Annotated in this window: 20 protein-coding genes; 14 read left to right on the forward strand and 6 right to left on the reverse strand. The window is 68.5% G+C overall.

The window, feature by feature from the left end:
• Positions 1-71: 71 nt before the first annotated feature.
• From AC1RJ9_RS23405 to AC1RJ9_RS23470, 14 genes are all read left to right on the forward strand, one after another.
• Positions 72-2,645, forward strand: coding sequence for a TonB-dependent receptor (locus AC1RJ9_RS23405; protein ID WP_492840432.1), 2,574 nt, complete (start codon positions 72-74; stop codon positions 2,643-2,645).
• A 103-nt stretch (positions 2,646-2,748) separates the two neighbouring features.
• Positions 2,749-5,058 (forward strand): TonB-dependent receptor, encoded by a 2,310-nt coding sequence (locus AC1RJ9_RS23410; RefSeq protein WP_492840430.1) that lies wholly within the window; start codon positions 2,749-2,751, stop codon positions 5,056-5,058.
• A gap of 560 nt (positions 5,059-5,618) precedes the next feature.
• Positions 5,619-6,239, forward strand: coding sequence for a lytic transglycosylase domain-containing protein (locus AC1RJ9_RS23415; protein ID WP_492840428.1), 621 nt, complete (start codon positions 5,619-5,621; stop codon positions 6,237-6,239).
• A complete protein-coding gene (locus AC1RJ9_RS23420; protein WP_492840426.1) occupies positions 6,239-6,571 on the forward strand; it encodes a TrbC/VirB2 family protein in 333 nt (110 codons plus the stop codon). Before AC1RJ9_RS23415 ends, AC1RJ9_RS23420 begins: the two co-directional genes overlap by 1 nt.
• Positions 6,572-6,574: 3 nt before the next feature.
• Positions 6,575-6,862, forward strand: a complete 288-nt coding sequence (locus tag AC1RJ9_RS23425; RefSeq protein WP_056045755.1) for a VirB3 family type IV secretion system protein — start codon at positions 6,575-6,577, stop codon at positions 6,860-6,862.
• Positions 6,841-9,213, forward strand: coding sequence for a VirB4 family type IV secretion/conjugal transfer ATPase (locus tag AC1RJ9_RS23430; protein ID WP_492840424.1), 2,373 nt, complete (start codon positions 6,841-6,843; stop codon positions 9,211-9,213). The genes AC1RJ9_RS23425 and AC1RJ9_RS23430 overlap by 22 nt, the downstream gene beginning before the upstream one ends.
• A complete protein-coding gene (locus AC1RJ9_RS23435) occupies positions 9,213-10,382 on the forward strand; it encodes a TrbL/VirB6 family protein (protein WP_492840422.1) in 1,170 nt (389 codons plus the stop codon). The genes AC1RJ9_RS23430 and AC1RJ9_RS23435 overlap by 1 nt, the downstream gene beginning before the upstream one ends.
• Positions 10,379-11,140 (forward strand): TrbG/VirB9 family P-type conjugative transfer protein, encoded by a 762-nt coding sequence (locus AC1RJ9_RS23440; protein WP_492840420.1) that lies wholly within the window; start codon positions 10,379-10,381, stop codon positions 11,138-11,140. The genes AC1RJ9_RS23435 and AC1RJ9_RS23440 overlap by 4 nt, the downstream gene beginning before the upstream one ends.
• Entirely contained in the window at positions 11,137-12,237 is a 1,101-nt protein-coding gene (locus AC1RJ9_RS23445; protein WP_492840418.1) for a TraB/TrbI/VirB10 family type IV secretion system protein, read from the forward strand. Before AC1RJ9_RS23440 ends, AC1RJ9_RS23445 begins: the two co-directional genes overlap by 4 nt.
• A complete protein-coding gene (gene virB11 / locus AC1RJ9_RS23450) occupies positions 12,234-13,232 on the forward strand; it encodes a P-type DNA transfer ATPase VirB11 (protein ID WP_492840416.1) in 999 nt (332 codons plus the stop codon). Before AC1RJ9_RS23445 ends, virB11 begins: the two co-directional genes overlap by 4 nt.
• Positions 13,233-13,310: 78 nt before the next feature.
• On the forward strand, positions 13,311-15,032 hold the full coding sequence (locus tag AC1RJ9_RS23455; RefSeq protein WP_492840414.1) for a DUF1800 domain-containing protein: 1,722 nt from the start codon (positions 13,311-13,313) through the stop codon (positions 15,030-15,032).
• Positions 15,033-15,040: 8 nt separating this feature from the next.
• Positions 15,041-15,307 carry a hypothetical protein gene (locus AC1RJ9_RS23460; protein ID WP_492840412.1) on the forward strand — a complete coding sequence of 89 codons (267 nt, stop codon included), beginning with the start codon at positions 15,041-15,043 and terminating at the stop codon, positions 15,305-15,307.
• Positions 15,304-16,392, forward strand: coding sequence for a DUF1501 domain-containing protein (locus AC1RJ9_RS23465; protein WP_492840411.1), 1,089 nt, complete (start codon positions 15,304-15,306; stop codon positions 16,390-16,392). The genes AC1RJ9_RS23460 and AC1RJ9_RS23465 overlap by 4 nt, the downstream gene beginning before the upstream one ends.
• Before the next feature lie 40 nt (positions 16,393-16,432).
• On the forward strand, positions 16,433-17,452 hold the full coding sequence (locus AC1RJ9_RS23470) for an acyltransferase family protein (RefSeq protein ID WP_492840409.1): 1,020 nt from the start codon (positions 16,433-16,435) through the stop codon (positions 17,450-17,452).
• Here AC1RJ9_RS23470 and AC1RJ9_RS23475 read toward each other — a convergent pair.
• The 6 genes from AC1RJ9_RS23475 to fdxA all read right to left on the reverse strand — a co-directional run bounded on the left by AC1RJ9_RS23475 (position 17,449) and on the right by fdxA (position 22,380).
• Positions 17,449-17,838 (reverse strand): DUF6491 family protein, encoded by a 390-nt coding sequence (locus AC1RJ9_RS23475; RefSeq protein WP_492840407.1) that lies wholly within the window; start codon positions 17,836-17,838, stop codon positions 17,449-17,451. The two genes, AC1RJ9_RS23470 and AC1RJ9_RS23475, sit on opposite strands and share 4 nt — an antisense overlap.
• 113 nt (positions 17,839-17,951) lie before the next feature.
• Positions 17,952-19,241 (reverse strand): DUF5690 family protein, encoded by a 1,290-nt coding sequence (locus tag AC1RJ9_RS23480; RefSeq protein WP_492840405.1) that lies wholly within the window; start codon positions 19,239-19,241, stop codon positions 17,952-17,954.
• Positions 19,242-19,348: 107 nt separating this feature from the next.
• A complete protein-coding gene (locus AC1RJ9_RS23485) occupies positions 19,349-20,569 on the reverse strand; it encodes a TonB family protein (RefSeq protein ID WP_492840403.1) in 1,221 nt (406 codons plus the stop codon).
• Positions 20,566-20,928 (reverse strand): BlaI/MecI/CopY family transcriptional regulator, encoded by a 363-nt coding sequence (locus tag AC1RJ9_RS23490; RefSeq protein WP_492840401.1) that lies wholly within the window; start codon positions 20,926-20,928, stop codon positions 20,566-20,568. The genes AC1RJ9_RS23485 and AC1RJ9_RS23490 overlap by 4 nt, the downstream gene beginning before the upstream one ends.
• Positions 20,929-21,075: 147 nt before the next feature.
• Complete coding sequence (locus AC1RJ9_RS23495) at positions 21,076-21,579, reverse strand: CarD family transcriptional regulator (RefSeq protein WP_492840399.1); 504 nt, start codon at positions 21,577-21,579, stop codon at positions 21,076-21,078.
• A gap of 459 nt (positions 21,580-22,038) precedes the next feature.
• Positions 22,039-22,380, reverse strand: a complete 342-nt coding sequence (gene fdxA / locus AC1RJ9_RS23500; RefSeq protein ID WP_492840397.1) for a ferredoxin FdxA — start codon at positions 22,378-22,380, stop codon at positions 22,039-22,041.

The following is a 22,380-nucleotide window of genomic DNA, read 5'->3' on the forward strand; positions in this document are numbered from 1 at the left end:
CAAAGCAAGGCATGGTGCGCGCCCTCGACGGCGTGAGATTCCAGGCCGCCAGGGGAGGTCGGAATTCGTTGTTGCCCAGGGTCAGAGGCTCGGAAGCGTGCGCGAGGCGCGGCGCCGTCTTGGCCCTGCTGTGCGCTACGGCCCTGACAACCGCGCCGACCGCGGCGGCGGTCGCCGCGCCGCGACGCCCGGACGCCGCCCTCCGCTTCGACATCCCCGCGCAGCCCTTGAGCCAGGCGCTGAATCAGCTGGCGCTGAGGAGCGACCGCGAGATCCTGTTCTCGCCCGCCCTGACCCAGGGCAAGCGCAGCGAGAGCCTGAGCGGGGTGTTCACGGCCGAGGCGGCGCTGCATCGACTGCTGGCGGGGTCGGGGCTGAGCGTTCAGCTCGAGGGGCGCAGCTTCCTGGTCGTGCCGGCCGCCCGACCCGCCAGAGCCTCCACGACGAACGCGCCGCCGCCCGCGCCGCCACCGCCGCCGCCCGTGGCGATCGATTCGGTCGTCGTCACCGCCCTGAAGCGCTCCAGTCTGGCGCGGCAGACGCCGATCAGCATGACCGTGATCTCCGGCGAGCAGTTGTCGCGAGCGGGCATAGTCGACCTGGACAAGGCCGCGCCGTTGCTGCCGGGACTGAAACTGATCTCCACCGCCTTTGGCCGACGCCTGGTGCTGCGCGGCGTCTACGGGGCCGGCGAGGCGACGACGGGCCTCTACTACGACGAGACGCCGATGACCGGGCCGGTCGGCACCACGGCGGATCCCGGGGTGATGGCGCCGGAGCTGGCCCTGGTCGATGTCGACCGTGTCGAACTTCTGCGGGGCCCGCAGGGCACGCTCTACGGCTCGGGCGCGATGGGCGGGGCGCTGCGGATCCTGTTCAGGCGTCCGGACCTCTCGGCGGACTCCGCCTCGGTTGGCGCCTCACTGTCCTCCGCCGCCCACGGCGGGCAAGGCGGCGGGGCGAACGCGGCATTGAACCTCGTCGCGATCCCCGAGACCCTGGCCCTGCGTCTGACGGCCTATGACCAGCGCCAGCCTGGCGTGATCGACAACGTCCGGCTGGGCCTGAAGGACGTCGACGCTTCTCGCGTGCGGGGCGTGCGGCTGGCGGCGTTGTGGGCGCCGGGATCGCGGTTGTCGGCCCTGGTGTCGGCCACGCGCCAGGCCAGCCGCCGAGACGACATCTCGGCCTGGAACGACACGGCCGGCCCCTGGCGGACCGTCCATGCGGCCCGCGCGCCCTTCGACGGCGACATCGACCTGGCGGCCGCGACCGTGAAATGGCGTGGCGACGCGGTGGATCTCACGGCGGTGTCGTCCTGGTATCGCTGGCGACTGACGCGCCGCTCCGACTACAGCGGCGTGCTGCTGGGCGAGCGGACCAACGCGGCCGGCTGCGCGCGGATGTTCACCCTGGCCCAGGCTTGCGACGCCACGCAGATGGCCAGCTATTCGGCCTATGTCGACAGCGTCTATCCGGCGATCCTGAACCAGCCGGCGGAGATGACCGCCCGGATCCACGAAATCCGGGCCTCGTCGGTCGGCGAGGGGCCGCTGACCTGGACGCTGGGCGCCTATCGCGAGGTGCGCGGCGACTCCATCGACAGCCAGGTCCGGCACGTGGATCCCGATACCGGCGCCCTGGCCGAGCCGCCGGTGCTGATCGGCCGCCGCGACATCGAGAACCATCTCGCCCAAAGCGCGGTCTTCGGCGAGATGTCCTACGCCGTCGCGCGCCAGACCCAGCTGACCCTGGGGGCGCGGCGGTTCGACTACCTCAAGCGCGACCGAGGGGCGGTGCAGGTCGCCAATGTCGTTTCCGGCACCTGGGCCGACTATGCGATCGACGCGCGGACCCAGGAGCAGGGCTGGAGCCTGAAGGCCCTGGCCAGCCGCCAGTTCGGACCGGGGCTGTTCGGCTACGCCCAGGTCTCGCAAGGCTTCCGCCCCGGCGGCGTCAATGTGGTGCCTGGACTGCCCGAGACCCTGGCGGTCTATCGCTCGGACCGCCTGAACAACTACGAGCTGGGCCTGAAGACGCAGAGCGCCGACCGGCGCTTCACCGGCAATGTGGCGCTGTATCGAATCGACTGGCGGGACATGCAGTACGCCGCCCAGACCCAGAACCGCGCCTTCAACTACGTCACCAATATCGGCGCGGCGCGTATCCAGGGGCTGGAGGTCGAGGCCGCCGCCGAGCGCGTGATGGGCTGGACCCTGGCCGGCGCCCTGACCGTGACCGACGCGCGCCTGACCGCCGACCAGCTGACCAACACCGCGATCGGCCTGGGGCTGGAGGGGGACCGCCTGCCGGTCGTGCCCCGGATGACGGCCTCGGCGTCGATGGAGCGCCGCTGGACCCTGCCCGGCGACCTTGTCGGCCGGCTTCGCCTCGACGGCTCCTATGCCGGGCTCGCGCGCTCAGCCTTCAACGCGGGCAATAGCGACTATCTGAAGATGGGCGGTTACGCCGTCTTCGGCGCCAGTTTCAGCCTGGAGGGACGCGCCTGGACCCTGGACCTGACGGTCGACAACCTGCTGGACCGGGCCGGTCGCGCTACCGCGACGCGCAACACCTCGGGCCCGATCGAGTATTTCGGCGTGGCGCCGCGCATGCTGCGCGTGAGCGTCGAGCGTCGCTTCTGAGCCGGACTGTCCTTTTTCCGGCGCGCCAAGGTGAGGGAGCCTGTCGCCCTTGCGTCTGATCCTACAGGCCGCCGCCGAGCGCGCCGACAACAGGGGATCAATAATGATACAGTTTCGAGGCCTTCGCGCCCTGGCCCTGGGCGCCAGCGCCCTGACGAGCCTGGTGGCCGGCCAGGCGTTCGCCCAGTCGAGCGAACCCAAGGACGCCGGCACGATCGAAGAAGTGATCGTCACCGCGCTGAAGCGCTCCACCACCGTCCAGACCACCCCGATCAGCGTCAGCGCGGTCACCGAGAAGTCGCTGCAGGCGCTGGGCGCGCAGGGCATCCAGGACTACTTCCGCACGGTTCCGAACCTGCAGGTCGACGGCAACTCGCCGACCAGCCGCCGCCTGACCCTGCGCGGCGTGCGCAGCGCCGGTGAAGCCACCGTTGGCCTCTATTACGACGAAACCCCGCTGACGGGCCCCGCCGGCACCACCGCCGACGCCAGCTCGACCAGCGCCGACGTCAACCTGTTCGACGCCGAGCGCGTCGAGGTCCTGCGCGGTCCGCAAGGCACGCTGTACGGCTCGGGCTCGATGGGCGGCACCCTGCGCGTGATCCTCAACAAGCCCGACACCAGCCGCTACGCTGGCGCCGTCGAAGCCCAGGGGACCAGCACCAAGGGCGGCAGCAACGGCTATTCGGTCAAGGGCATGATCAACGTGCCGCTGATCGAGGACAAGCTGGCCGCGCGCCTGGTCCTCTACAAGACCGAGGGCGGCGGCTATGTCGACGACGTCCTGCTGAACAAGAAGGACATCAACGACCAGCACTCCAGCGGCGGTCGCCTGATGCTGGGCTTCACGCCCACCGAAAACCTGACGATCAACGCCTCGGGCCTGTACCAGAAGACCACCCTGGACGGTCAGAACACCTGGTACCCGGCGCTGGGCAAGGAAGAGTACAAGACCAACGCCCGCGTCATCGCCCCGACCAGCGACAACCTGCGCATGTACAACGTCACGGGCAAGTGGGACCTTGGTTTCGCGACCCTGACCGGCACGTCGTCCTACTACAAGTGGACGCTGCTGCGGAACTCCGACTACAGCCCGACGCTGTCGGGCAGCCGGGCCAACGCCACCTCTTGCCGCAACTGGGTCGCCGGCGGTCCGGCCGCGACGGGCTCGACGAACCCGGTCTGCACGGCGACGCAGCTGACCGCCTACACCGCCTATGCCGACAGCCGCACCCCGGGCGCGCTGTACCAGCCGATGGGCCTGACCTCGTGGAACCACGAGCTGCGCATGACCGGCTCGCTGTTCGACGACAAGGTTGACTGGACGGCCGGCGCCTATCTCGAAAAGCGCGAGGACTATATCGAGAGCAAGGTCGCCAAGGGCGACGCGACCACGGGCGTCATCAATCCCAACGACCTGACCGCCTGGCGCCACGTCGGCACCGACACCAAGCAGACCGCCTTCTTTGGTGAAGTGTCCTACAAGCCGATCGACAAGCTGACCCTGACCGGCGGCCTGCGCCGCTTCAAGTACGACAAGACCGTCTCCGGCCAGGTCCTGATCAGCAACTTCATCACTCAATCCTACGTCGGGCCGGCCGCCCAGGTCGACGCCAGCGCGGATGGCTGGGTCAGCAAGCTGAACGCGTCCTACCAGGTCACGTCCGACGTCATGCTCTACGCGGTGGCGGCCAAGGGCTTCCGTCCCGGCGGCGCCAACAACGTGCCGGGCCTGGCCAGCGCGCTTCTGGCCTATCAGCCTGACAGCCTGTGGAACTACGAAGGCGGCATCAAGAGCCAGTGGTTCGACCGTCGCCTGACGTTGAACGCGGCCGTCTACCAGATCGACTGGTCGAACATGCAGATCTCGGCGACCAGCGCGAACGGCGCCTTCAGCTATCTGACCAACGCCGGCAAGGCCAAGATCAAGGGCTTCGAGATCGAGGCCGTGGCCCGTCCGATCTCCGGCCTGACCATCAGCGGCACCGCCGCCATCGTCGACGCCAAGCTGACGGAAGACCAGGCCAACTCGACCATCCTGATCACCGGCTCGACCGGCCTGCGCGGCGACGAGTTCCCGAACGTGGCCAAGTACAGCGGTTCGGCCGCGGTCGAATACACCTGGCCGCTGAACGGCGACCTGAACGGCCTGGTCCGGGCCGACTACGCCTATGTCGGCGAGTCCGCCTCGCAGTTCCGTCCGACCTACGTCTACTACGAGAAGCAGGGCGACTATGGTTACGCCAACCTCCGCGCCGGGGTCGAGGGCCCGGACTGGGGCGCGTACCTCTTCGTCAACAACGTCACCGATGAAGTCGGGCTGATGAGTGTGACCTCGGCTGTGAACAACAAGCAGCAGGTGGTGAGCATCAATCCGCGCACGGCGGGCTTCCAGGTCCGCAAGCGCTTCTAGAGTCCAGTGACGGGTGGGCTTCGCGCCCGCCCGTCGCCTCGGGCGCCCGCCGCGGATACCCAGCTCGCCGACGCCCCTGGCCGGCGCGAGTTCGGCGAGCTCAGTGGAAAACGTTATACCCGCCGATGATCGCGATCATCAGCCATCCGCTGAGCAGGCTGCCCGCGAAGTTACGCGACAGCCAGTTCCTGGTTTTGTTCAACGCCGACATGGAACGCCCCCGACTAAACTGAACCGTAGGCTGCCGAGTGATTCTATCCACAGGCAATCTTGTTCGATGGCGTTCGGCCAAGTTTGGCGGATTTTCTTCTCTTGCAATTGGCTTCGTCGGAAGAAGAGCGTCGCGCGCTTCCAGGAATTAAGAGATGGTTAACAAGATAATTTAAGTTCACAAGTCGACATTTCGACAAGCTTCAGTATGAAAAGTCCTTTCTGATCAGTATTTTTGACGCATAAATCAAAACCCTAATGCGATAACCTGCCGCATTACCCCGATTGAGTACTCCGGATACAAATTGGTTAGCCAAACCGATTTGTACTCGTCGAGTTAGGGGGCGTGCTTGAGCTTCGTTTTTGCCCGTCAGGCCGCGTTCTTGGCCGTGGCGATGTTCATCAGCGGCCTGGTCGCTCAGCCCGCCAAAGCCCAGGTCCTTGAGATCGGCGCCGACGGCGCGGTGACGCGCTTCGAGGGGCCGGCCGTATTCACCGACGACGGCGCCAAGGCGCTGATCCAGGACGCGCCCCTGGCGGATCTCTCGATTGGCGCGGACGCCGTTCGTCAGCAGATCTCGACCGCCGCGAGCGCCTACGCCCTCGATCCGAAGCTGGTCGAGGCGGTGGCCTGGCGCGAAAGCCGTTTCCATGCCGGAGCCTTGTCGGCCAAGGGCGCGATCGGGGTCATGCAGCTGATGCCGGGCACCGCCCGCGACCTGGGCGTCGACCCGCACGACCCGGTTCAGAACATTCGCGGCGGCGCGCTCTATCTGCGCCGGATGATGTCGGCGTTCGGCGGCGACGTCCGCCTGGCGCTCGCCGCCTACAACGCCGGTCCCGCCGCGGTCCGCAAGCATGGCGGGGTGCCGCCCTATGCCGAGACCCAAGCCTACGTGACCTCGATCCTCGGCCGCATGGCCGCGACCGGGGCCGTTCTCGCCGTTCCTGCCCTCGGAGCCTCCCAGTGATGCGTGAAGTGATGCGTAAGTTCTTCCAGCCGAAGGCCGCCGCCCTGGCGACCGCTCTCACGGCCGCCGCCAGCCAGGCTCACGCCCAGGCCGCCCAGTCCGACCCGCAAGGCTCCAGCGCCCTGCTGGCCGGCGTCATGTGGCTGCAAGGCTCCCTGATGGGCAATGTCGCCACCGCCGTGGCGGTGATGGCCGTGGCCGCGGTCGGCTTCATGATGCTGACGGGACGCCTGAACTGGCGCTACGGCGCGACGGTCATCCTGGGCTGCTTCATCCTGTTCGGCGCCACCACGATCGTCAGCGGCATCCGCGCCGCCTCGGGCGCGGCCTAGGCCATGGCCGCCCCGCTGGATCGCGACGTGGTGTTCGGCGCCCTGACGCGCCCGCAGATGTTCGCGGGCGTGACCTACAGCTACTTCGTGATCAACGGCGTGGTGACCGCCGAACTCTTCCTGATCACCAAGTCGTTCTGGGCCATCGCCGCCGCCCTGGTGATCCACGCGATCGGTTACGCGGCGTGCCTGCGTGAACCGCGCATCTTCGATCTCTGGCTGACCAAGGTCAGCCGCTGTCCCCGCGTACCCAATTTCCGAGCCTGGCGATGCAACAGCTACAGCGCTTGAACCCCCGCAAGGAAATGACGGCCGGCAAGCGCCTGCCGTACGCCCGCCACCTCGACGACGTCACGCTGGAGACGCGCGACGGCCTGCTGATGCAGGTGATCCATCTGGCCGGCCTGCCGTTCGAGACGGCCGACAGTGAGACGCTGAACTACCGCAAGGCGGTGCGCGACGTGATGCTGCGCGGCCTGTCCAGCTCGCGGTTCGCCATCTACCACCACGTGGTCCGCCGCCAGGTCGACGCCAGCACGCAGGGGTCGTTCCCGGACGCCTTCAGCGCCGAGCTCGACGCTGCCTGGAGCGAGCGCCTGGCCGCGCGGAAGCTCTACGTCAACGACCTGTTCCTGACGATCGTCCGTCGTCCGTTGCAGGGCCATGGCGGGGTCATCGACGGCGTCCTGCGCGCCCTGAAGGGGACCGGCAAGGCCGAGGCCGCCGCCGTCCAGGCCGCCGACCGCCGCGAGCTGGACAGCGCCCGCGACAGCCTGATCTCGGCCCTGACGCCCTATGGCGCTCGCGTGCTGGGCGTTTATGACGGGGCCACGGGCCGCTGCTCCGAGCCGCTGGAATTCCTGTCCTGCCTCTACAACGGCGAGATGCGTCCGGTTCTGGTCCCGCAAGGCGACGCCGGCGAGTACCTGCCGTACCGCCGCGTCAGCTTCGGCCTGGAAACGCTGGAGCTGTCGCGCGCCGGCGCTCTGGCGCGTGGCTTCGGGGCCATGGTCTCGATCAAGGACTATCCGGCCCAGACCACGCCGGGAATGCTGGACGATCTGCTGCGCCTGCCGTGCGAGATGGTCATCACCCAGAGCTTCGGCTTCGTCGACCGCCAGCCGACCCTGGAGCGCATGAACCTGGCCCTGCGCCGGATGAAGGCCGCCGACGATGACGGCCTGTCCCTGCGCGCCGACCTGACCCGCGCCAAGGACGATGTCGTCTCGGGCCGCGCGGTTTTCGGCGAGCATCACCTGACCGTGCTGGTGCGCGGCGAGAGCCTGGAAGGTCTGGACCGCTCGACCGCCGAGGTGATGTCGGCCTTCACCGAGATGGGCGCCATCGCCGTGCGCGAGGACATCAATCTGGAGCCGGCGTTCTGGGCTCAGTTCCCAGGCAATTTCAAGGACATCGCCCGCAAGGCGCTGATCTCGACCGCCAATTTCGCCGGCTTCGCCAGCGGCCACAACTTCCCGGTCGGCCAGGCCGACGCCAACCACTGGGGTCCGGCCGTGACCTTGCTGGAGACCACCTCGGCCGGCCCGTATCACTTCAACTTCCACAAGGGCGACCTCGGCAACTTCACGGTCATCGGCCCGTCGGGCTCGGGCAAGACCGTGGTGCTGAACTTCCTGCTGGCCCAGGCTCGCAAGTACAGCCCGCGCATCGTCTTCTTCGACAAGGACCGGGGCGCGGAGATCTTCCTGCGCGCCATCGGCGGTCGCTACGAGACCCTGCGTCCGGGCCGGCCGACGGGCTTCAACCCGCTGGCCCTGCCGGACGGGGCTGACGCCCGCCGCTTCCTGACCGAGTGGGTCGCCAAGCTGGTCGCCGCGCCGGGCGAGGCCCTGTCGGTCGACGACATCGCGCGGATCAAGGACGCCGTCGACGCCAGCTTCGATCAGGCCCCGGGCCTGCGCCGCCTGCGCTACTTCGCCGAGCTGTTCCGCGGCGCGCGCCGTCCCGACGCCGCTGATCTGGCTGCTCGTTTGGCTCCTTGGCACGGGACCGGCGAGCACGCCTGGCTGTTCGACAACGAGACCGACGGCCTGGATCTGGACGCCGCCACCCTGGGCTTCGACATGACCCAGCTGCTGGACGACCCGGCTCTGCGCACCCCGGCCATGATGTACCTGTTCCACCGTGTGGAGCAGCGCCTGGACGGCCATCCGACCCTGATCGTCATCGACGAGGGGTGGAAGGCCCTGGACGACGACGTGTTCGTGGCCCGCATCCGCGACTGGGAAAAGACCCTGCGCAAGCGCAACGGCGTGGTCGGGTTCGCGACCCAGAGCGCCCAGGACGCGCTGGAAAGCCGCATCGCCAGCGCCATCATCGAGCAGGCCGCGACCCAGATCTTCATGGCCAACCCCAAGGCCCAGGCCAAGGATTACTGCGAGGGCTTCGGCCTGACCCCGTACGAGTTCGAGCTGGTCAAGACCCTGCCGGACACCTCGCGCTGCTTCCTGATCAAGCACGGGACCGACAGCGTCGTCGCTCGCCTGAACCTGGCCGGCGCGCCCGAGCTTCTGACCGTGCTGTCGGGTCGCGAGACCAGCGTGCGCAAGCTGGACGCCCTGCGCGAACAGCTGGGCGATGATCCACAGGCCTGGATGGCCCAACTGGTGAAGGCCGCGTGATGGCGTCCTGCGCGCAACTTCCCGTCGACGCCCCGATGGTCCCGGGCCTGATCGGCTCGGTCGACTGCCGGGTTCATGATCTGGCCGAGAGCGGCTTCGCGGCCCTGGCCGGGCCGGGCTCGCCGGTCGGTCTGCTGTTGACGGGCCTCCTGACCCTCTATGTCGTGTTCATCGGCTATCGCCTGATCCTGGGGCGTGGGGGCTTGAGGGTCGGCGACGCCGCCCTGTCGATGCTGAAGATCGGTCTGATCGTGGCCCTGGCCACCAACTGGGGTCTGTTCCAGATCCTGGTCTACGACACCCTGACCAAGGCTCCGACCGAGCTAGGCGGTCTGCTGCTGGAGGGCCAGGCCCCGTTCGTCCGCCTGCAGGACGCCTTCGACGGCCTGCAGCAATCGGCGACCCTGATGGCCAGCCGCGCCAGCGTCGGCGCCGCCGCCACCCAAGGCGGACCAGGCTTCGGCGCCTTCGCGGTCAACACCGGCGGCATGACGCTTATCTTGTCCACCCTGGGCGTGCTGCTGGGCAGCAAGGTCGTACTGGCCATTCTGCTGGCGCTCGCGCCTCTGATCGTCGGCCTGGCCTTGTTCGAAGCCACGCGTGGCCTGGTCGAGGGCTGGCTGAAGGCGATGATCGCCCTGGCCCTGGCGCCGCTGATCGCCACCCTGACCCTGTCGCTCGAGTTGGCCATGCTGGCCCCGTCGCTGCGGGCCCTGGCCGAGGCGCGGGCGGCCCAGCAGTTCGCCGCCTTCGACATCAATCCCGCCGTGACGGTGCTGGTGCTGACCACGGTCTTCGCCCTGGTCATGCTGCTGGCGCTCATCGCGCTGGGCGTCATCGCCGCCGGTCTGCGTCTGCCGCGCGGCCTGGCCGGCGCCGCCTGGTCGGACCAGAACGCCGTCCCCGGCGCCTCGCGCTACGCCACCGCTCAGGTCGAGCCGATGAGCCGGGCGGCCGCCATCGCCGCCGCCGCCGTGGCCATGGACCGCCGCCAGACCGCCGCCCCGTCCGCCGACCCGATCGGCCCTCGGATGCTGACCGTCGTCTCGGACCGCGTCTCGACCACGACCTCCGCCGCCCAGGCTGGTCCCGCCGCGCCGCTGGGCCAGACCTATCGCCGCATGCCCGCCCCCCGCCGCGCCGCCTCCAGCGCCCGGAGAGACCAGTGACCTTCGCCTGTCCTCGCCCGCTCCTCGCCGCGCTCGCGCTCGGCGTCGCCTTGGCCGGTTCCGCTTCTCATGGTGTTGCTTGGGCCACCCAGACGCCGCGTCCCGGTGCGACCGACCCGCGCATCCGCACCGTCGCCTACGACCCCGACCAGGTCGTGCGCCTGACCGGCTATTTCGGTATCCAGACCATGCTGGAGTTCGCCCCCGACGAGCGGATCGAGAACGTCTCGATCGGCGACGCCATGGGCTGGCAGGTAACGCCGAACAAGAAGGCCAACCTGCTGTTCCTCAAGCCCCTGGACCGCACCGCCGCCACCAACATGACCGTGGTGACCGACCGTCGCCGCTATGTGTTCGAGTTGGTCGTCGCCGGGCCCAAGGCTTCGGCGAAGGACCTGGCCTATGTGGTTCGGCTCCTGGTTCCGGCGCCCGCGCCGGTCACCGTCATCAGGCCGACGCCGGCCCCGCCGGCCGCGCCGGTCGTCCGCAACAGCGCCTATGCCGTGAAGGGCGACGCCGTGATCCAGCCGACCCGCGTCTTCGACGACGGCGTGGCGACCTATTTCGGCTGGCCGGCCCGGGCCGACCTGCCGGCGGTGTTCGTGGTCGGCGTCGACGGCGTCGAGGGGCTGGCCAATGCGGTGGTCCGCGACGGCTACCTGGTGGTCGACCAGCTGGCCCCGCGCTTCGTCCTGCGCTCGGGCAAGTCCAGCCTGACCGTGACCAACGCCGCCTTCAGCCAAGGGGGCGTTCGATGAGCGATCCCCGCCAGTCCGCCCAGGTCCAGCAGGATCTCGCCGCCGCCGACGCCCAGGCGCGTCCGGTCGTGGCCCGAGCTCACGCCGGCCTGCCGACGCCGGTGATCATGGCCGGCTTTGGTCTGGTCGGCGTCGGGGTCTTCCTGTGGATGGCCGGTCATCGCGCCGACGCGCAACCACGTCCGCCGCGCAAGGCCGAGGTCATCGCCGCCACGACCCAGGCCGCACCCGCCACGCCGCCGGCGGTCATCCCCGGTCCGCAGTTCACCGAGAACAACAGCCTGCCGCCGACCCCGGCCCAGGTCGCCGTGATGAACGCCGAGCCGCCGCCGCCGACCCCGCCGGCCGATCTCGACCAGCGCCGCCGCGCCCCGACCCTGGTGGTCGACTTCAGCGGCGCCCCGGCCCTGATCAAGGCCAGCGCTCAAGTCGATCCGTCGTCGCCGATGGCTGGCAAGGCCGCCGACACCGGTCTGAACGCCGACGAAAAGTTCGCCGACCGCGTCGGGACCAGCGACGCCGAGCCGGCCAAGGCCACGGCCATGCGCAATCTCGACGCCGTCATCCCGCAGGGCGCGGTGATCCCGGCGGTGATGGAAACGGCGATCAATTCCGACCTGCCGGGCCTGGCCCGGGCCATGGTCACCCGCGACATCAAGAGCTTCGACGGCTCGACCGTGCTGATCCCGCGCGGCAGCCGGGTGATCGGTCAGTACAAGTCGGGCGTGGCCATGGGCGCCTCGCGCGTCTTCGTGGTCTGGACCCGCGTGATCCGGCCGGACGGCGTCTCGATACACATTGCTTCTCCGGCTGCCGACCCGCTGGGTCGCGGTGGTCTGGAGGGCAGGGTCGACCGCCACTTTTTCAGCCGCTTCGGCGGCTCGATCCTGATGTCGGTGCTGAACGCCGGTGTCGCCGCGATCGGCAACGCCCGCTCGACCTCGCAGATCTATATCGGCTCGGCGTCGGAGGCGGCCAACCTGGCCGGCGCGGTGATGAAGAGCGACCAGGTCGCTCCGACCATCCAGACGCGGCAGGGCGCGCCGGTGACGATCTTCGTGGCCCGCGACCTCGACTTCTCCGGCGTGCGCAAATGACCGCCCATTCGCCAAAGCTCCCCTCTTCAGGAATGGGCGTCTATCTGGAGGCCTACCTCGCCCCGCTCGCGCCCTGGCTGGCCGAGCCGGCGGTGACGGACCTCTACGTGAACCGTCCTGGCGAGCTGTGGGTCGAGCGCCTCGGTGGAACCGCTGAACGTATCGAGGTCCCGGCCCTGGACGAGATCAATCTCTGGCGGCTGGCCCGCCAGGTCGCCAGCCTGTCCAGCCAAGGCGTCAGCCGCGAGCATCCGCTGCTCTCGGCGGTGCTGCCCGATGGCGCGCGGGTGCAGGTCGTCGCCCCGCCGGCGACGCGCGAAGGCCTGGCCCTGGCGATCCGCAAGCACGTGGTCAGCGATCTGTCCCTGACCGACTACGCCGCGTCCGGCGCCTTCGATCAGGTCCTGGCCCCGAAGGCCAATGCGGACGCCATCCTGCGCGCTTTTCTCGACGCTGGAGACATCCGCAACTTCCTGGCCGGAGCCGTGCGCGCCGGCAAGAACATCGTGATCAGCGGCGGCACGTCCACCGGCAAGACCACCTTTCTCAACGCCCTTCTCAAGGAGGTTCCACTCGACCAGCGTCTGGTGCTGATCGAGGACGCGCCGGAGATCCGCCTCGTCCACCCCAACGCCGTCGGCCTGGTGGCCGTGCGGGGCGAGCAGGGCGAGGCGCGGGTCACGACCGAGGATCTGCTGCAGGCCTCGCTGCGCCTGCGGCCGGATCGGATCATCCTGGGCGAGCTGCGCGGCGCCGAGGCCTTCTCGTTCTTGCGCGCGGTGTCCAGCGGCCATCCGGGTTCGATGACCACCGTCCATGCCGACGATCCGGCGGGGGCGGTCGATCAGCTGGCGCTGATGGCGCTGCAGGCCGGGGCCAATCTTCGCCGCGCCGACGTGGTCGATCATGTCCGGCGCGTCGTCGACATCTTCATCCAACTTCACCGCCAGAACGGCGTCCGAGCGGTCCGCGAGGTCGTCTTCCAGGACCCCTAAACCCGCTCCTCCCTTCAACCTTCCTGGCTTTCCAGCTTAAGGCGCGCCGGCCTCTCGCGGCGCGTCAGGGACCTTGTCATGCGTAAACAGGACTTTGGCTCGGCGGCCGCGCTGAGTTTGGCTTTCTTCCTCACCGCCTGTGGCGGCGGAGGCTCAAGTGGGAACAGCGGCGGCGGATCGTCCAGCGCTGAAAAGCCCGCGTCGATCGCGACCGGCGGCCTGGGCGGCACCTCGCCGGCGGCGCCGGGGGACTTCACCCGCGAAACGGCCGCCCGCCTCGCCAAGCAGGGCAGCTTTGGGCCGACGCTCGAGCTGATCGATCACATCCACGCCCTGGGCGGCGCGGAAGCTTGGCTGAACGAGCAACTGGCGCTGTCCTCGAGCAGCTACGCCGACATGGCGGCCAAGCCCGTGCCGAGCAACTTCTGCTCGACCCTGACCGGGACCGATCTGACCAACTGCAATCGCGACAACTTCACGGCCACGCCGATGCAGATGCGGTTCTACGCCAATGCGATCGGCAGGGATGACCAGCTGCGCCAGCGAGTCGCCTTCGCCTTGTCGCAGATCGTCGTCGCCTCGGCCGTCGACGTCGGCAACACCGCCGGCCTGGCGACCTTCAACCAGATCCTGCTGAGCAACGCCTTCGGCAACTACCGCGACATCCTCAAGGCCGTCACCCTGAACCCGTACATGGGCGACTACCTGGACATGGCCGACAGCAACAAGAGCCAGCCCAACGAGAACTACGCCCGCGAACTGATGCAGCTGTTCTCGGTCGGCACGGTCCTGCTGAACCCGGACGGCACGCCGCAGACCGACAACGCCGGCGCGACCATCGCCACCTACAGCAACACCGACGTCAAGGAAGTGGCCCGCGCCCTGAGCGGCTGGACCTATGCCCGCCTGAACGGCGCGGCCCTGACCGACAACACCAACCGCGACTGGACCAAGCCGATGGTGGTCTATGCCGCGCGCTACGACGTGGGCGCCAAGACCTTCCTGGGCAAGACGGTGCCGGCCAACGCGACCCAGCAGGCCAGCGTCGACGCCGTGGTGGACGCGGTGTTCAACCACCCCAACACCGGCCCCTACATCTGCAAGCGGCTGATCCAGCAGCTGACCATCGCCAATCCGACCCCGGCCTATGTCGGGCGGGTCGCGGCCGTCTTCGCCGACAACGGCGCGGGCGTGCGCGGCGACATGAAGGCGGTGGTCAAGGCGATCTATCTGGACAGCGAGGCCCGCGCCGCCTCGCAACTGCCGGGCAAGGTCAAGGAGCCGGTGCTGCTGGTCACATCGCTGGCCCGGGCGATCGGCTACGCGACCGACGGCTATGCCTTCACGACGCGCGACGCCGGCCTGGGCCAGGCCCCGTTCCGCGCGCCATCGGTGTTCAACTACTACCCCTACGACTTCCCGCTGCCGCAGGGGGCCGGCCTGCTCAGCCCGGTCACCAAGCTGATGACCACCTCCACGATCATCGCCCGCCACAACTTCCTCTACGACTGGACGGTCGGCGGCGACGCCACGCGCAACGAGTTCAAGCCGACCCTCGGCGCCACCGGCACGATCCCCAACTGGGCCAGCTGGGAAGCCAACGGGACGAACGATGGCAAGACCATCGACCGCATCAACCTCGTCCTGCTGAACGGCACGATGACGTCCGCCCAGCGCCAGGCGCTGACGACCGCCATGGCCGCCGTCAAGAACACCGACCCCGCCCTGCAGGCCCGCAAGCGCGCCCAGGTCGCCCTCTACATCGCGGCGTCGTCGCCGCTCTTCCAAGTCGATCGGTAGGCGTAACCATGACCGTTTCTCGTCGTGAAATCATGCAGATGGTCGCGGGCGGCTCGGCCGTCGCGGCTCTGGGGCAACTGGGCCTCTCCAGCGCGCTCGCCGCCGACGGCGGCGGTTACCGCGCCATGGTCGGCGTCTTCCTGTTCGGCGGCAACGACGCCTGGAACATGGTGGCGCCCACCGATGGCCGCTATGCCGACTACGCCAAGCAGCGCGGAGCCAGCCTGGCCCTGGCTCAGAGCAGCCTCGTGCCCCTGACCGGCACGGCTCGATGACCGCCCTGAAGTCGGTCTGGGACGACGGCGGCCTGGGCGTGGTGCTCAACACCGGCACGCTGTTCGCGCCCCTGACCAAGGCCCTCTACACCAGCCGCCCGGACCTGCGCCCGGTCAACCTGATGTCCCACGAGGATCAGCAGAACCAGTGGCAGGGCATGCGCATGCGCGCCACCAACAAGGACGGCTACATGGGGCGGATCCACGACCGCGCCGGTGGCGCGTCCAACCTGCCGCCGCTGATCTCGATCGGCGGCTCGAACCTGGCCCTGATCGGCGACCGCACCGCGCCGCTGATCCTGCCGTCGTCGGGCTCGATCGTCCGCAACGGCTATAACGCCGCCAGCACCGACGCGGCGGTGAAGGCCCGCCAGGCCGCCCTGGACGTCTTCGCCGACGCCTCGTCGTACGGCGCGATCACCGACCTGACCGGCAGGGGCATGTCCTCGGCCTACGCCCAGGCGGTGCAGGCCAACAGCATCATCACGGCGACGACCTCGGCGGTGGACAAATACTTCGTCAACCCGGCCACCGGCGCGGCCCTGACCTCGGACATCTCCCGCCAACTGCTGCGCGCGGCCCGGATGATCGAGGCGCGCAACACCCTGGGCCACGCCAAGCAGACCTTCTTCGTCAGTCAGGGCGGCTACGACACCCACACCAACCAGGTGGCGGCGCACAAGAACCTCTATGCCGATCTCGGCAACGCCCTGGCCGGGTTCTACAACGCCATGAAGGCCCTGGGCCTGCAGGACAACGTCACCGCCTTCACGATGTCGGACTTCGGCCGCGTCTACAAAGGCAACGCCAGCGGCGGCAGCGATCACGCCTGGGGCTCGAACCACCTGGTGGTCGGCGGGGCGCTCGCCAACGGCAAGGTGCACGGCCGCTATCCGGACGTGACCTTCGGCGGCCCGGAGGACGCCTCCAACGACGGCCGCTGGATCCCCTCGATCGCCACAGAGGAATATATCGGGGCCATCGCCCAGTGGTACGGCGTCAGCGCCGCCGATCTGCCCTATGTGTTCCCGAATTGGGGCGCCTGGAACGGCGGCGGGCGTGGGCCGGTGCCGCTATTTAGCTGACGGCTTGTCAGGCCGGGACGGGCGCCCTTAAGCAGGGTGCGTGTCTCAGCCCGGCTCAGCAGCGAATGGCTTCGATCACCTCCGGCTGATCGCGGCCGCGCTGGTGGTGGTTCACCACGTTCGCGTGCTGAACGGCGCAGCGCCCTGGATGATCGGATGGGGACCCGATCCCCTAGGCCCTGATCTGGGAACCCTGGGCGTCGGGATCTTCTTCGTGATCAGCGGCTATCTGGTGACCGCCAGCCTGCGCCGCACCCCCGGCGTCGGCGCGTTCCTGGCCAAGCGGGTGCTGCGCGTCGCGCCGGGCCTGCTGGCCGCCCTGCTGCTGACCGCCTTCGTGCTGGGACCTTTGGTCAGCGGCCTGTCGGTCGCGGACTATTTCGGCGGCGCCGCGCCGCTGCTCTATGTCCTGAATAACCTCAGCCTCTACGCGGTCACCTACGAGCTGCCGGGCGTCTTCTCCGACGCGCCCTATCCCGATGTGGTCAACGGCTCGCTGTGGAGCCTGCGGCTGGAGTTCACCGCCTATCTGGGTCTGGCCGCCCTCGGCGCCCTGCGGCTGGTCCGCGCGCCGGTGCTGGCCGGGCTGGCGCTGCTGGCGGGCGGGGCGTTCATGGTCGTCCACTTCACCGGCCTCGACGCGCGGGGCGAAACGGCGCGGCTGGCCTCGCTGGCGACCTTGAACGGCTGGCTGTTCCTGTGCGGCGCGGCGCTCGAGGCGTTCAGGGCGAAGCCGCCAGCCTGGACGGCGACGATCGGCCTGGCGCTGCTGCCGACGCCGGCCTGGTTCCTGGGTCTGCCCCTGGCCGTCGTGGCCCTGGGGCGGATGACGGCGCCAAGGTTGCCGGCCGACTTGTCGTATGGCCTCTACATCTACAGCTTCCCGCTGCAGCAGGTGCTGGCCGAGCACGGTCGCCTCAACGTGCTAACGTCACTGGCCCTGACCCTGCCGTTCGCGGCGGCGTCGTGGTTCCTGGTCGAGAAGCCGACCCTGCGGCTGAAGGCGCGGCTGCCCGGCGCGGTGAGCCCAGCCCCCGCGCCGGTCGATCAGCCGCTTTAGGGCTTCGGCTTCTTCTTCGGGGCCAGCTCTTCCGGCGACAGCTTGCGGACCTCGGTTACCGGATAGCGCTGCACGCCGATCGGGCCTGGCGCGATCACCGTGGCGTCCATGCCCTGACACACCCACGAACCGCCGCGCGCCTCGACGCCGATGCGCAGGCTGGTGTCGATGTCGCGGGCCGGCGAGAACAGGGTCAGGCGCCAGACATTGCGTGGCCCGATCGAGACGTCGACGGTCCGGTCGTCGACGACGCTGAAGCCGTTGATGTCATCGGCCCGGAAGCACTGGCTGCGATCGGGCTTGGGTTTTTGCGGCTTGTCGGCCGCGTGGGCCGGGCTGGCTGCAAGGATGGCCAGCACGGCCGCCGAGGCGATCAGGACATGCATGAACTCTGATTCCGAAGGGGACCCGCCGCTGAAGTTTTCGCGCCGAAGCCTGTGGAACTCAAGTGGCGCCGGGCTTGGCCAGCCGCAAGATCGCCATGCCGACCAGGGCCGTGTCAGAGCTTCGCTAGAAAGCGGTTGGCGAAGAACAGGCCTACCAAACCGAGGCCGCAGGCGACATAGGCCCCGAACGCCAGGAACTGGCCCCAGGCGATGTCGAAGTGACCGAACGACTTCACCAGCAGCAGCGAGATGCTGCCGACATAGCCGAACGAGTCCGCCACATAGATCAGGAAGCCGGCCGTGCCGACCTTGCCGGTGGCGGCGATCATCCGGTCGAACAGCATGGCGTTGAACGGCGTATAGCCCATGTAGAGCCCGGCCCCGGCCAGGATCATCCACCAGACCGGCGGCAGCACGTGCAGTTGATAGGCCAGGGTCGAGGCGCCCAGCAGGGCGAAGCCAAGCGCCACGAAGCCGAGGTTGAAGGCCACCGCGCGGCGGTTGTCCTTGACCCCCATCAGGGCGGCCAGGCCGACCAGAACGATCGCCGCCACCGGCAGCTCCGACAGGGTGAAGATCGAGGCGGCGTTCGGAAAGCCCAGCTCGGCCCAGATCTCGGCCGAGAAGTTGTCGCGGAAATCGCGCAGGGCCGTCAGCATCACATAGACCGCGATCAGCAGGATCAGGGCCGGAGCGTGGGCGGCGAACAGGGCGGCGCGATCCTTGGCGTTCATCGGCGCGCGGCGCACGCGCTCGGCCTCGTCGGCGGGCGAGGGCGGCGGCAGCTGGGCCAGGGCGACCACGGCGATCAGCATCAGCGGCGTGAAGACCAGACCTGCCACGGCCGGCATCCATTTCTCGTCGACATTCGACAGCAGCAGCATCTTGCCGACCGACTTGGCCACGCCCGACGACAGGATGAAGCTGGCGCACAGCATGGCCCCCAGCACCTCGGTCAGGCGGCGGCCCTCGAGAAAGCCGAAGACCAGACCCCAGATCATGCCCAGGCACAGGCCGTTCAGATACAGCGCCATCGGCCCGATCGCCGCGGGCAGCAGGCCGAACAGCAGCAGCGCCATCTGGGCCCCGAAGATCAGGCCCAGGATCGCCACGGCCCGGCGGCTGGCCCGCATCTCCGAGATCACCTTGACCCCGATGAACTTGGCGGTGGCGTAGCCGGCGACCTGAGCGATCACGAGGGCGATCTTGAAGTCGAAGGCGAACGGCCAGCCGTCGGGATGGGCGAAGGCGGCCGCGGCGAACGGCTTGCGATAGCCGAACATGGCGAAATAGACGGCGAACGACGAAAGACCGCCGTAGAGCGCGAACACCCAGGGCGGGGCCGAGACCAGAAAGCGGGTGACCGCGCCTTGCGGGGCGTTGGCTTCGGCCCTGGCGTCCATGCGAAATTTCGTCCCCAAGGCTGAAGGTCTTCAGCTAGCCTGCTTTGTCGCGCGCGGGCAATCAGGGGAACGAAGGCGCTCCGTGGTCGGAGCGCCTTCTGGTCAGGCTACTGGCTGGGGGCGTTGGGGCCGGCCTGGAATTTGATCGGAATGGTGACCTTGCCGCCGGCGGTCGGCTTGCCGTCCAGCGAGGCCGGCTTCATCTGGAAGTACTGGGTCAGCGCCAGGGTCGCCTCGCCGAAGCCAGCCTCCGTCGGGCTTTCCGAAAGCACCGTGCAGTTCTCCAGATGCCCGTCGAGCTTGACGTCGCAACTGACCGTAGACCGGCCGGGGAGGTGCGCCTTTGCGGCCTCGGCCGGATAGTAGCGCACCAGATCCTGGGCGGTCGGCTTCGTGGCCCAATCCGGCGCGATGAGCGAAGGCTTGGCGGGCGCGGGCGTGGCGGCCCAGACCGTGCCAGCGCCGGCCAGGGCGATCGCGCCGACCAGGATCAGGCCAGCGCGGCGGCGGGCGACCGTCGTGGAGATATTGTTCAGCATCGTCAGTCTCTCCTTCAGGGGATGGACGCCGGTCGCCGGCCAATGGCAGCCGAACGGCGCGGAAAAAGGGGTCATGGCGGCGCCCAGCAGCAGCTCGGCATAGAGCCGCCGGTCGTCGGGGCGGGCGGTGGTGACGGCGGCGTCGCAGGCGATCTCCTGGTCGACGCGGAAACGGCGGGCGCCCAGATGGGCCAGCGGGTTGAACCAGGCCAGGCAGCGCAGGCCCACCACCAGCCCGTTGACCGCCGCGTCGCCGCGCGTCTGGTGGACGCGCTCATGTTCGAGGACCAGGCGGCGGGCCGGACCGGTGAAGCGCGTCTCGAAGTCGGCCGGGACGACGATGCGCGGTCGAATGGCGCCCAGCAGCATCGGCCCGCCGCCCAGGTGCTCGCCGCGCAGAATATCGGGATCGCTGTCCAGCGGCGTCAGGCGGCCGAGCGCGCGGACGAATTGAAGCTGGCGCACCGCGAACAGGGCCGCGGTGACCAGCGCCCCGCCCATCCAGACCGCGATCAGCAGGGGCGTCAGGCTGGCCGCCTGCCGGGCCACGGGGGCGAGGCCGCGCGCGCCGGCCCCGACCAGGGTGACGACCGGCGCCGTGACCGCCGACGGGGCATGGACGGGCAGCAATCCAGCGAGCAGGCAGACCGGCGCGACCAGCCACAGGGCGTAGGCCGCCAACGCGCCGAAGCGCTCTCGCACGAGGCGGCGCAGGCCCAGGATCGCCAGGACGGCGACGGCGAGGACCAGATTGGCCTGGAGGACGGCGGGAAGGGTCGCCGCGCTCATTTGCCGATCTTCTCGATCAGGGCCTTCAGTTCGGCGATGTCCTCGTCGCTGAGCTTGTCGCTTTCGGAAAAGTGAGTGACCAGCGGCGCCAGCCGTCCGCCGAACAGGCGATCCAACAGGCCCTGGCTCTCGGTCCCGACATAGGCCTGACGCGAGACCAGCGGCGAATAGAGATATCGGCGGCCGTCGGCCTGGGCGGCGACCGCCTTCTTCTTGACCAAGCGGCTGATCAGCACCTTGACCGTGCCCTCGGTCCAGCCCTGGGGCTCGCCGACCTCGCTGATGATGGCCTCGGAGGTCAGGGGGCTACGTCGCCACAGCGCCTCCATCACGACGCTTTCCGCCGAACTGATCTTCATGGTCGCCTCTCGATGACAGTTGTCAACGAATCGACGTTGACACTTGTCATCGCTGTGGTCAACCGCCGTTCTTCGGAGGCGTGAGCAAACAAAAACGCCCCCCGCGAGGCGAGGGGCGTTTTCGGTAACCGGATCGGAAGAGGTCGCTTAAGCGGCCTTGACCAGCGACTTGGTCAGGATGCCGATGGCGGCTTCGCGGTCGATGCGCTCGATGGCGGCGACTTCGCGGGCCATGCGGTCCAGGGCCGATTCATACAGCTGGCGTTCCGAGTAGGACTGTTCCGGCTGGTTCTCGGCGCGGTGCAGGTCGCGGACCACTTCGGCGATCGAGATCAGATCGCCCGAATTGATCTTGGCTTCGTATTCCTGGGCGCGACGCGACCACATGGTGCGCTTCACGCGGGCGCGGCCCTTCAGGGTGGTGAGGGCTTGCGAAACGGTGCCGCCTTCCGCCAGCGGACGCAGGCCGGCCGTCTTGGCCTTCTTGGTCGGGACGCGGAGGGTCATTTTCTCGTGGTCGAAGGTGATGACGTAGACTTCGAGCGAATAACCGGCCACTTCCTGGGTCTCGACCGCCTGAATGGTGCCAACGCCGTGCGCGGGGTAAACGACGTGGTCGCTGACCGAGAATTCCAGACCGCTCTTGCTCATGTTCGTCCTCATCTATGCAGGCCCGCGGGGCCCGAACGCCGTGTCCATTCCAAATCAAAAACGACAGGTTCTTGCTCCGCGGAAGAATGTGCGCGGGGCCAGGCCTGTCAGGATTGGGAATAGATCTCTAAGACACCCTTCGCCTTCGATCGGGCGAGCCGGCTCAAACTGGTTTGCTGAAACGGCTTCTTCGACAAGACGGACTGTCGCGATTAGCCGCAACCGTCACGTCGACAGCGACAATAGCATAAAATTCAGCCCTATGAAAGGGTTGCGTCCGGCAAAGGCGGAGCGTCGCCAAGCTTTCGCGGCTTGGCGGGGGATCAAGCTTGAGAAATCGAGGCGGGGCGTGGCAGTCGAAAATGTAAGCGGTTTCGACGCCCGCCATGCTTCTAGTGCTGGAAGCGGAGCCTGCTGACCCGTTTCTGATGTCCACCAGAAACGGGCGTGCCGGCGAGCTTACGAGCCCTTGCCGGGCTTTTCGCTGAAGTATTTCTCGAACTTGCCGGTCTCGCGCTCGAAATCCTCGCGGTCGGCGGGCGGCTCGCCCTTGACGGTGATGTTCGGCCAGACCTTGGCGTAGTCGGCGTTGATCTTCAGCCACTTGCCGTCCGGTTCGTCCTCGGTGTCCGGCTTGATGGCGTCGATCGGGCACTCCGGTTCGCAGACGCCGCAATCGATGCATTCGTCGGGATTGATGACGAGGAAGTTCTCGCCCTCGTAGAAGCAATCGACCGGGCACACCTCCACGCAATCCATGAACTTGCAGCGGACGCAGGCGTCGGTGACGATGTAGGTCAT

It is taken from the genome of Caulobacter sp. GW822-FHT07D08 (assembly GCF_058798735.1).

Excerpts from the sequence above, each read along its gene's own strand:
- AC1RJ9_RS23495 (WP_492840399.1), bottom strand. The coding sequence starts at position 21,579 with ATGAGCAAGAGCGGTCTGGAATTCTCGGTCAGCGACCACGTCGTTTAC.
- AC1RJ9_RS23410 (WP_492840430.1), top strand. The coding sequence starts at position 2,749 with ATGATACAGTTTCGAGGCCTTCGCGCCCTGGCCCTGGGCGCCAGCGCC.
- AC1RJ9_RS23455 (WP_492840414.1), top strand. The coding sequence starts at position 13,311 with ATGCGTAAACAGGACTTTGGCTCGGCGGCCGCGCTGAGTTTGGCTTTC.
- AC1RJ9_RS23480 (WP_492840405.1), bottom strand. The coding sequence starts at position 19,241 with ATGGACGCCAGGGCCGAAGCCAACGCCCCGCAAGGCGCGGTCACCCGC.
- AC1RJ9_RS23445 (WP_492840418.1), top strand. The coding sequence starts at position 11,137 with ATGAGCGATCCCCGCCAGTCCGCCCAGGTCCAGCAGGATCTCGCCGCC.
- AC1RJ9_RS23475 (WP_492840407.1), bottom strand. The coding sequence starts at position 17,838 with ATGCATGTCCTGATCGCCTCGGCGGCCGTGCTGGCCATCCTTGCAGCC.
- virB11 (WP_492840416.1), top strand. The coding sequence starts at position 12,234 with ATGACCGCCCATTCGCCAAAGCTCCCCTCTTCAGGAATGGGCGTCTAT.
- AC1RJ9_RS23460 (WP_492840412.1), top strand. The coding sequence starts at position 15,041 with ATGACCGTTTCTCGTCGTGAAATCATGCAGATGGTCGCGGGCGGCTCG.
- AC1RJ9_RS23465 (WP_492840411.1), top strand. The coding sequence starts at position 15,304 with ATGACCGCCCTGAAGTCGGTCTGGGACGACGGCGGCCTGGGCGTGGTG.
- AC1RJ9_RS23430 (WP_492840424.1), top strand. The coding sequence starts at position 6,841 with ATGCAACAGCTACAGCGCTTGAACCCCCGCAAGGAAATGACGGCCGGC.
- AC1RJ9_RS23420 (WP_492840426.1), top strand. The coding sequence starts at position 6,239 with ATGCGTGAAGTGATGCGTAAGTTCTTCCAGCCGAAGGCCGCCGCCCTG.
- AC1RJ9_RS23485 (WP_492840403.1), bottom strand. The coding sequence starts at position 20,569 with ATGAGCGCGGCGACCCTTCCCGCCGTCCTCCAGGCCAATCTGGTCCTC.
- AC1RJ9_RS23425 (WP_056045755.1), top strand. The coding sequence starts at position 6,575 with ATGGCCGCCCCGCTGGATCGCGACGTGGTGTTCGGCGCCCTGACGCGC.
- AC1RJ9_RS23435 (WP_492840422.1), top strand. The coding sequence starts at position 9,213 with ATGGCGTCCTGCGCGCAACTTCCCGTCGACGCCCCGATGGTCCCGGGC.
- AC1RJ9_RS23490 (WP_492840401.1), bottom strand. The coding sequence starts at position 20,928 with ATGAAGATCAGTTCGGCGGAAAGCGTCGTGATGGAGGCGCTGTGGCGA.
- fdxA (WP_492840397.1), bottom strand. The coding sequence starts at position 22,380 with ATGACCTACATCGTCACCGACGCCTGCGTCCGCTGCAAGTTCATGGAT.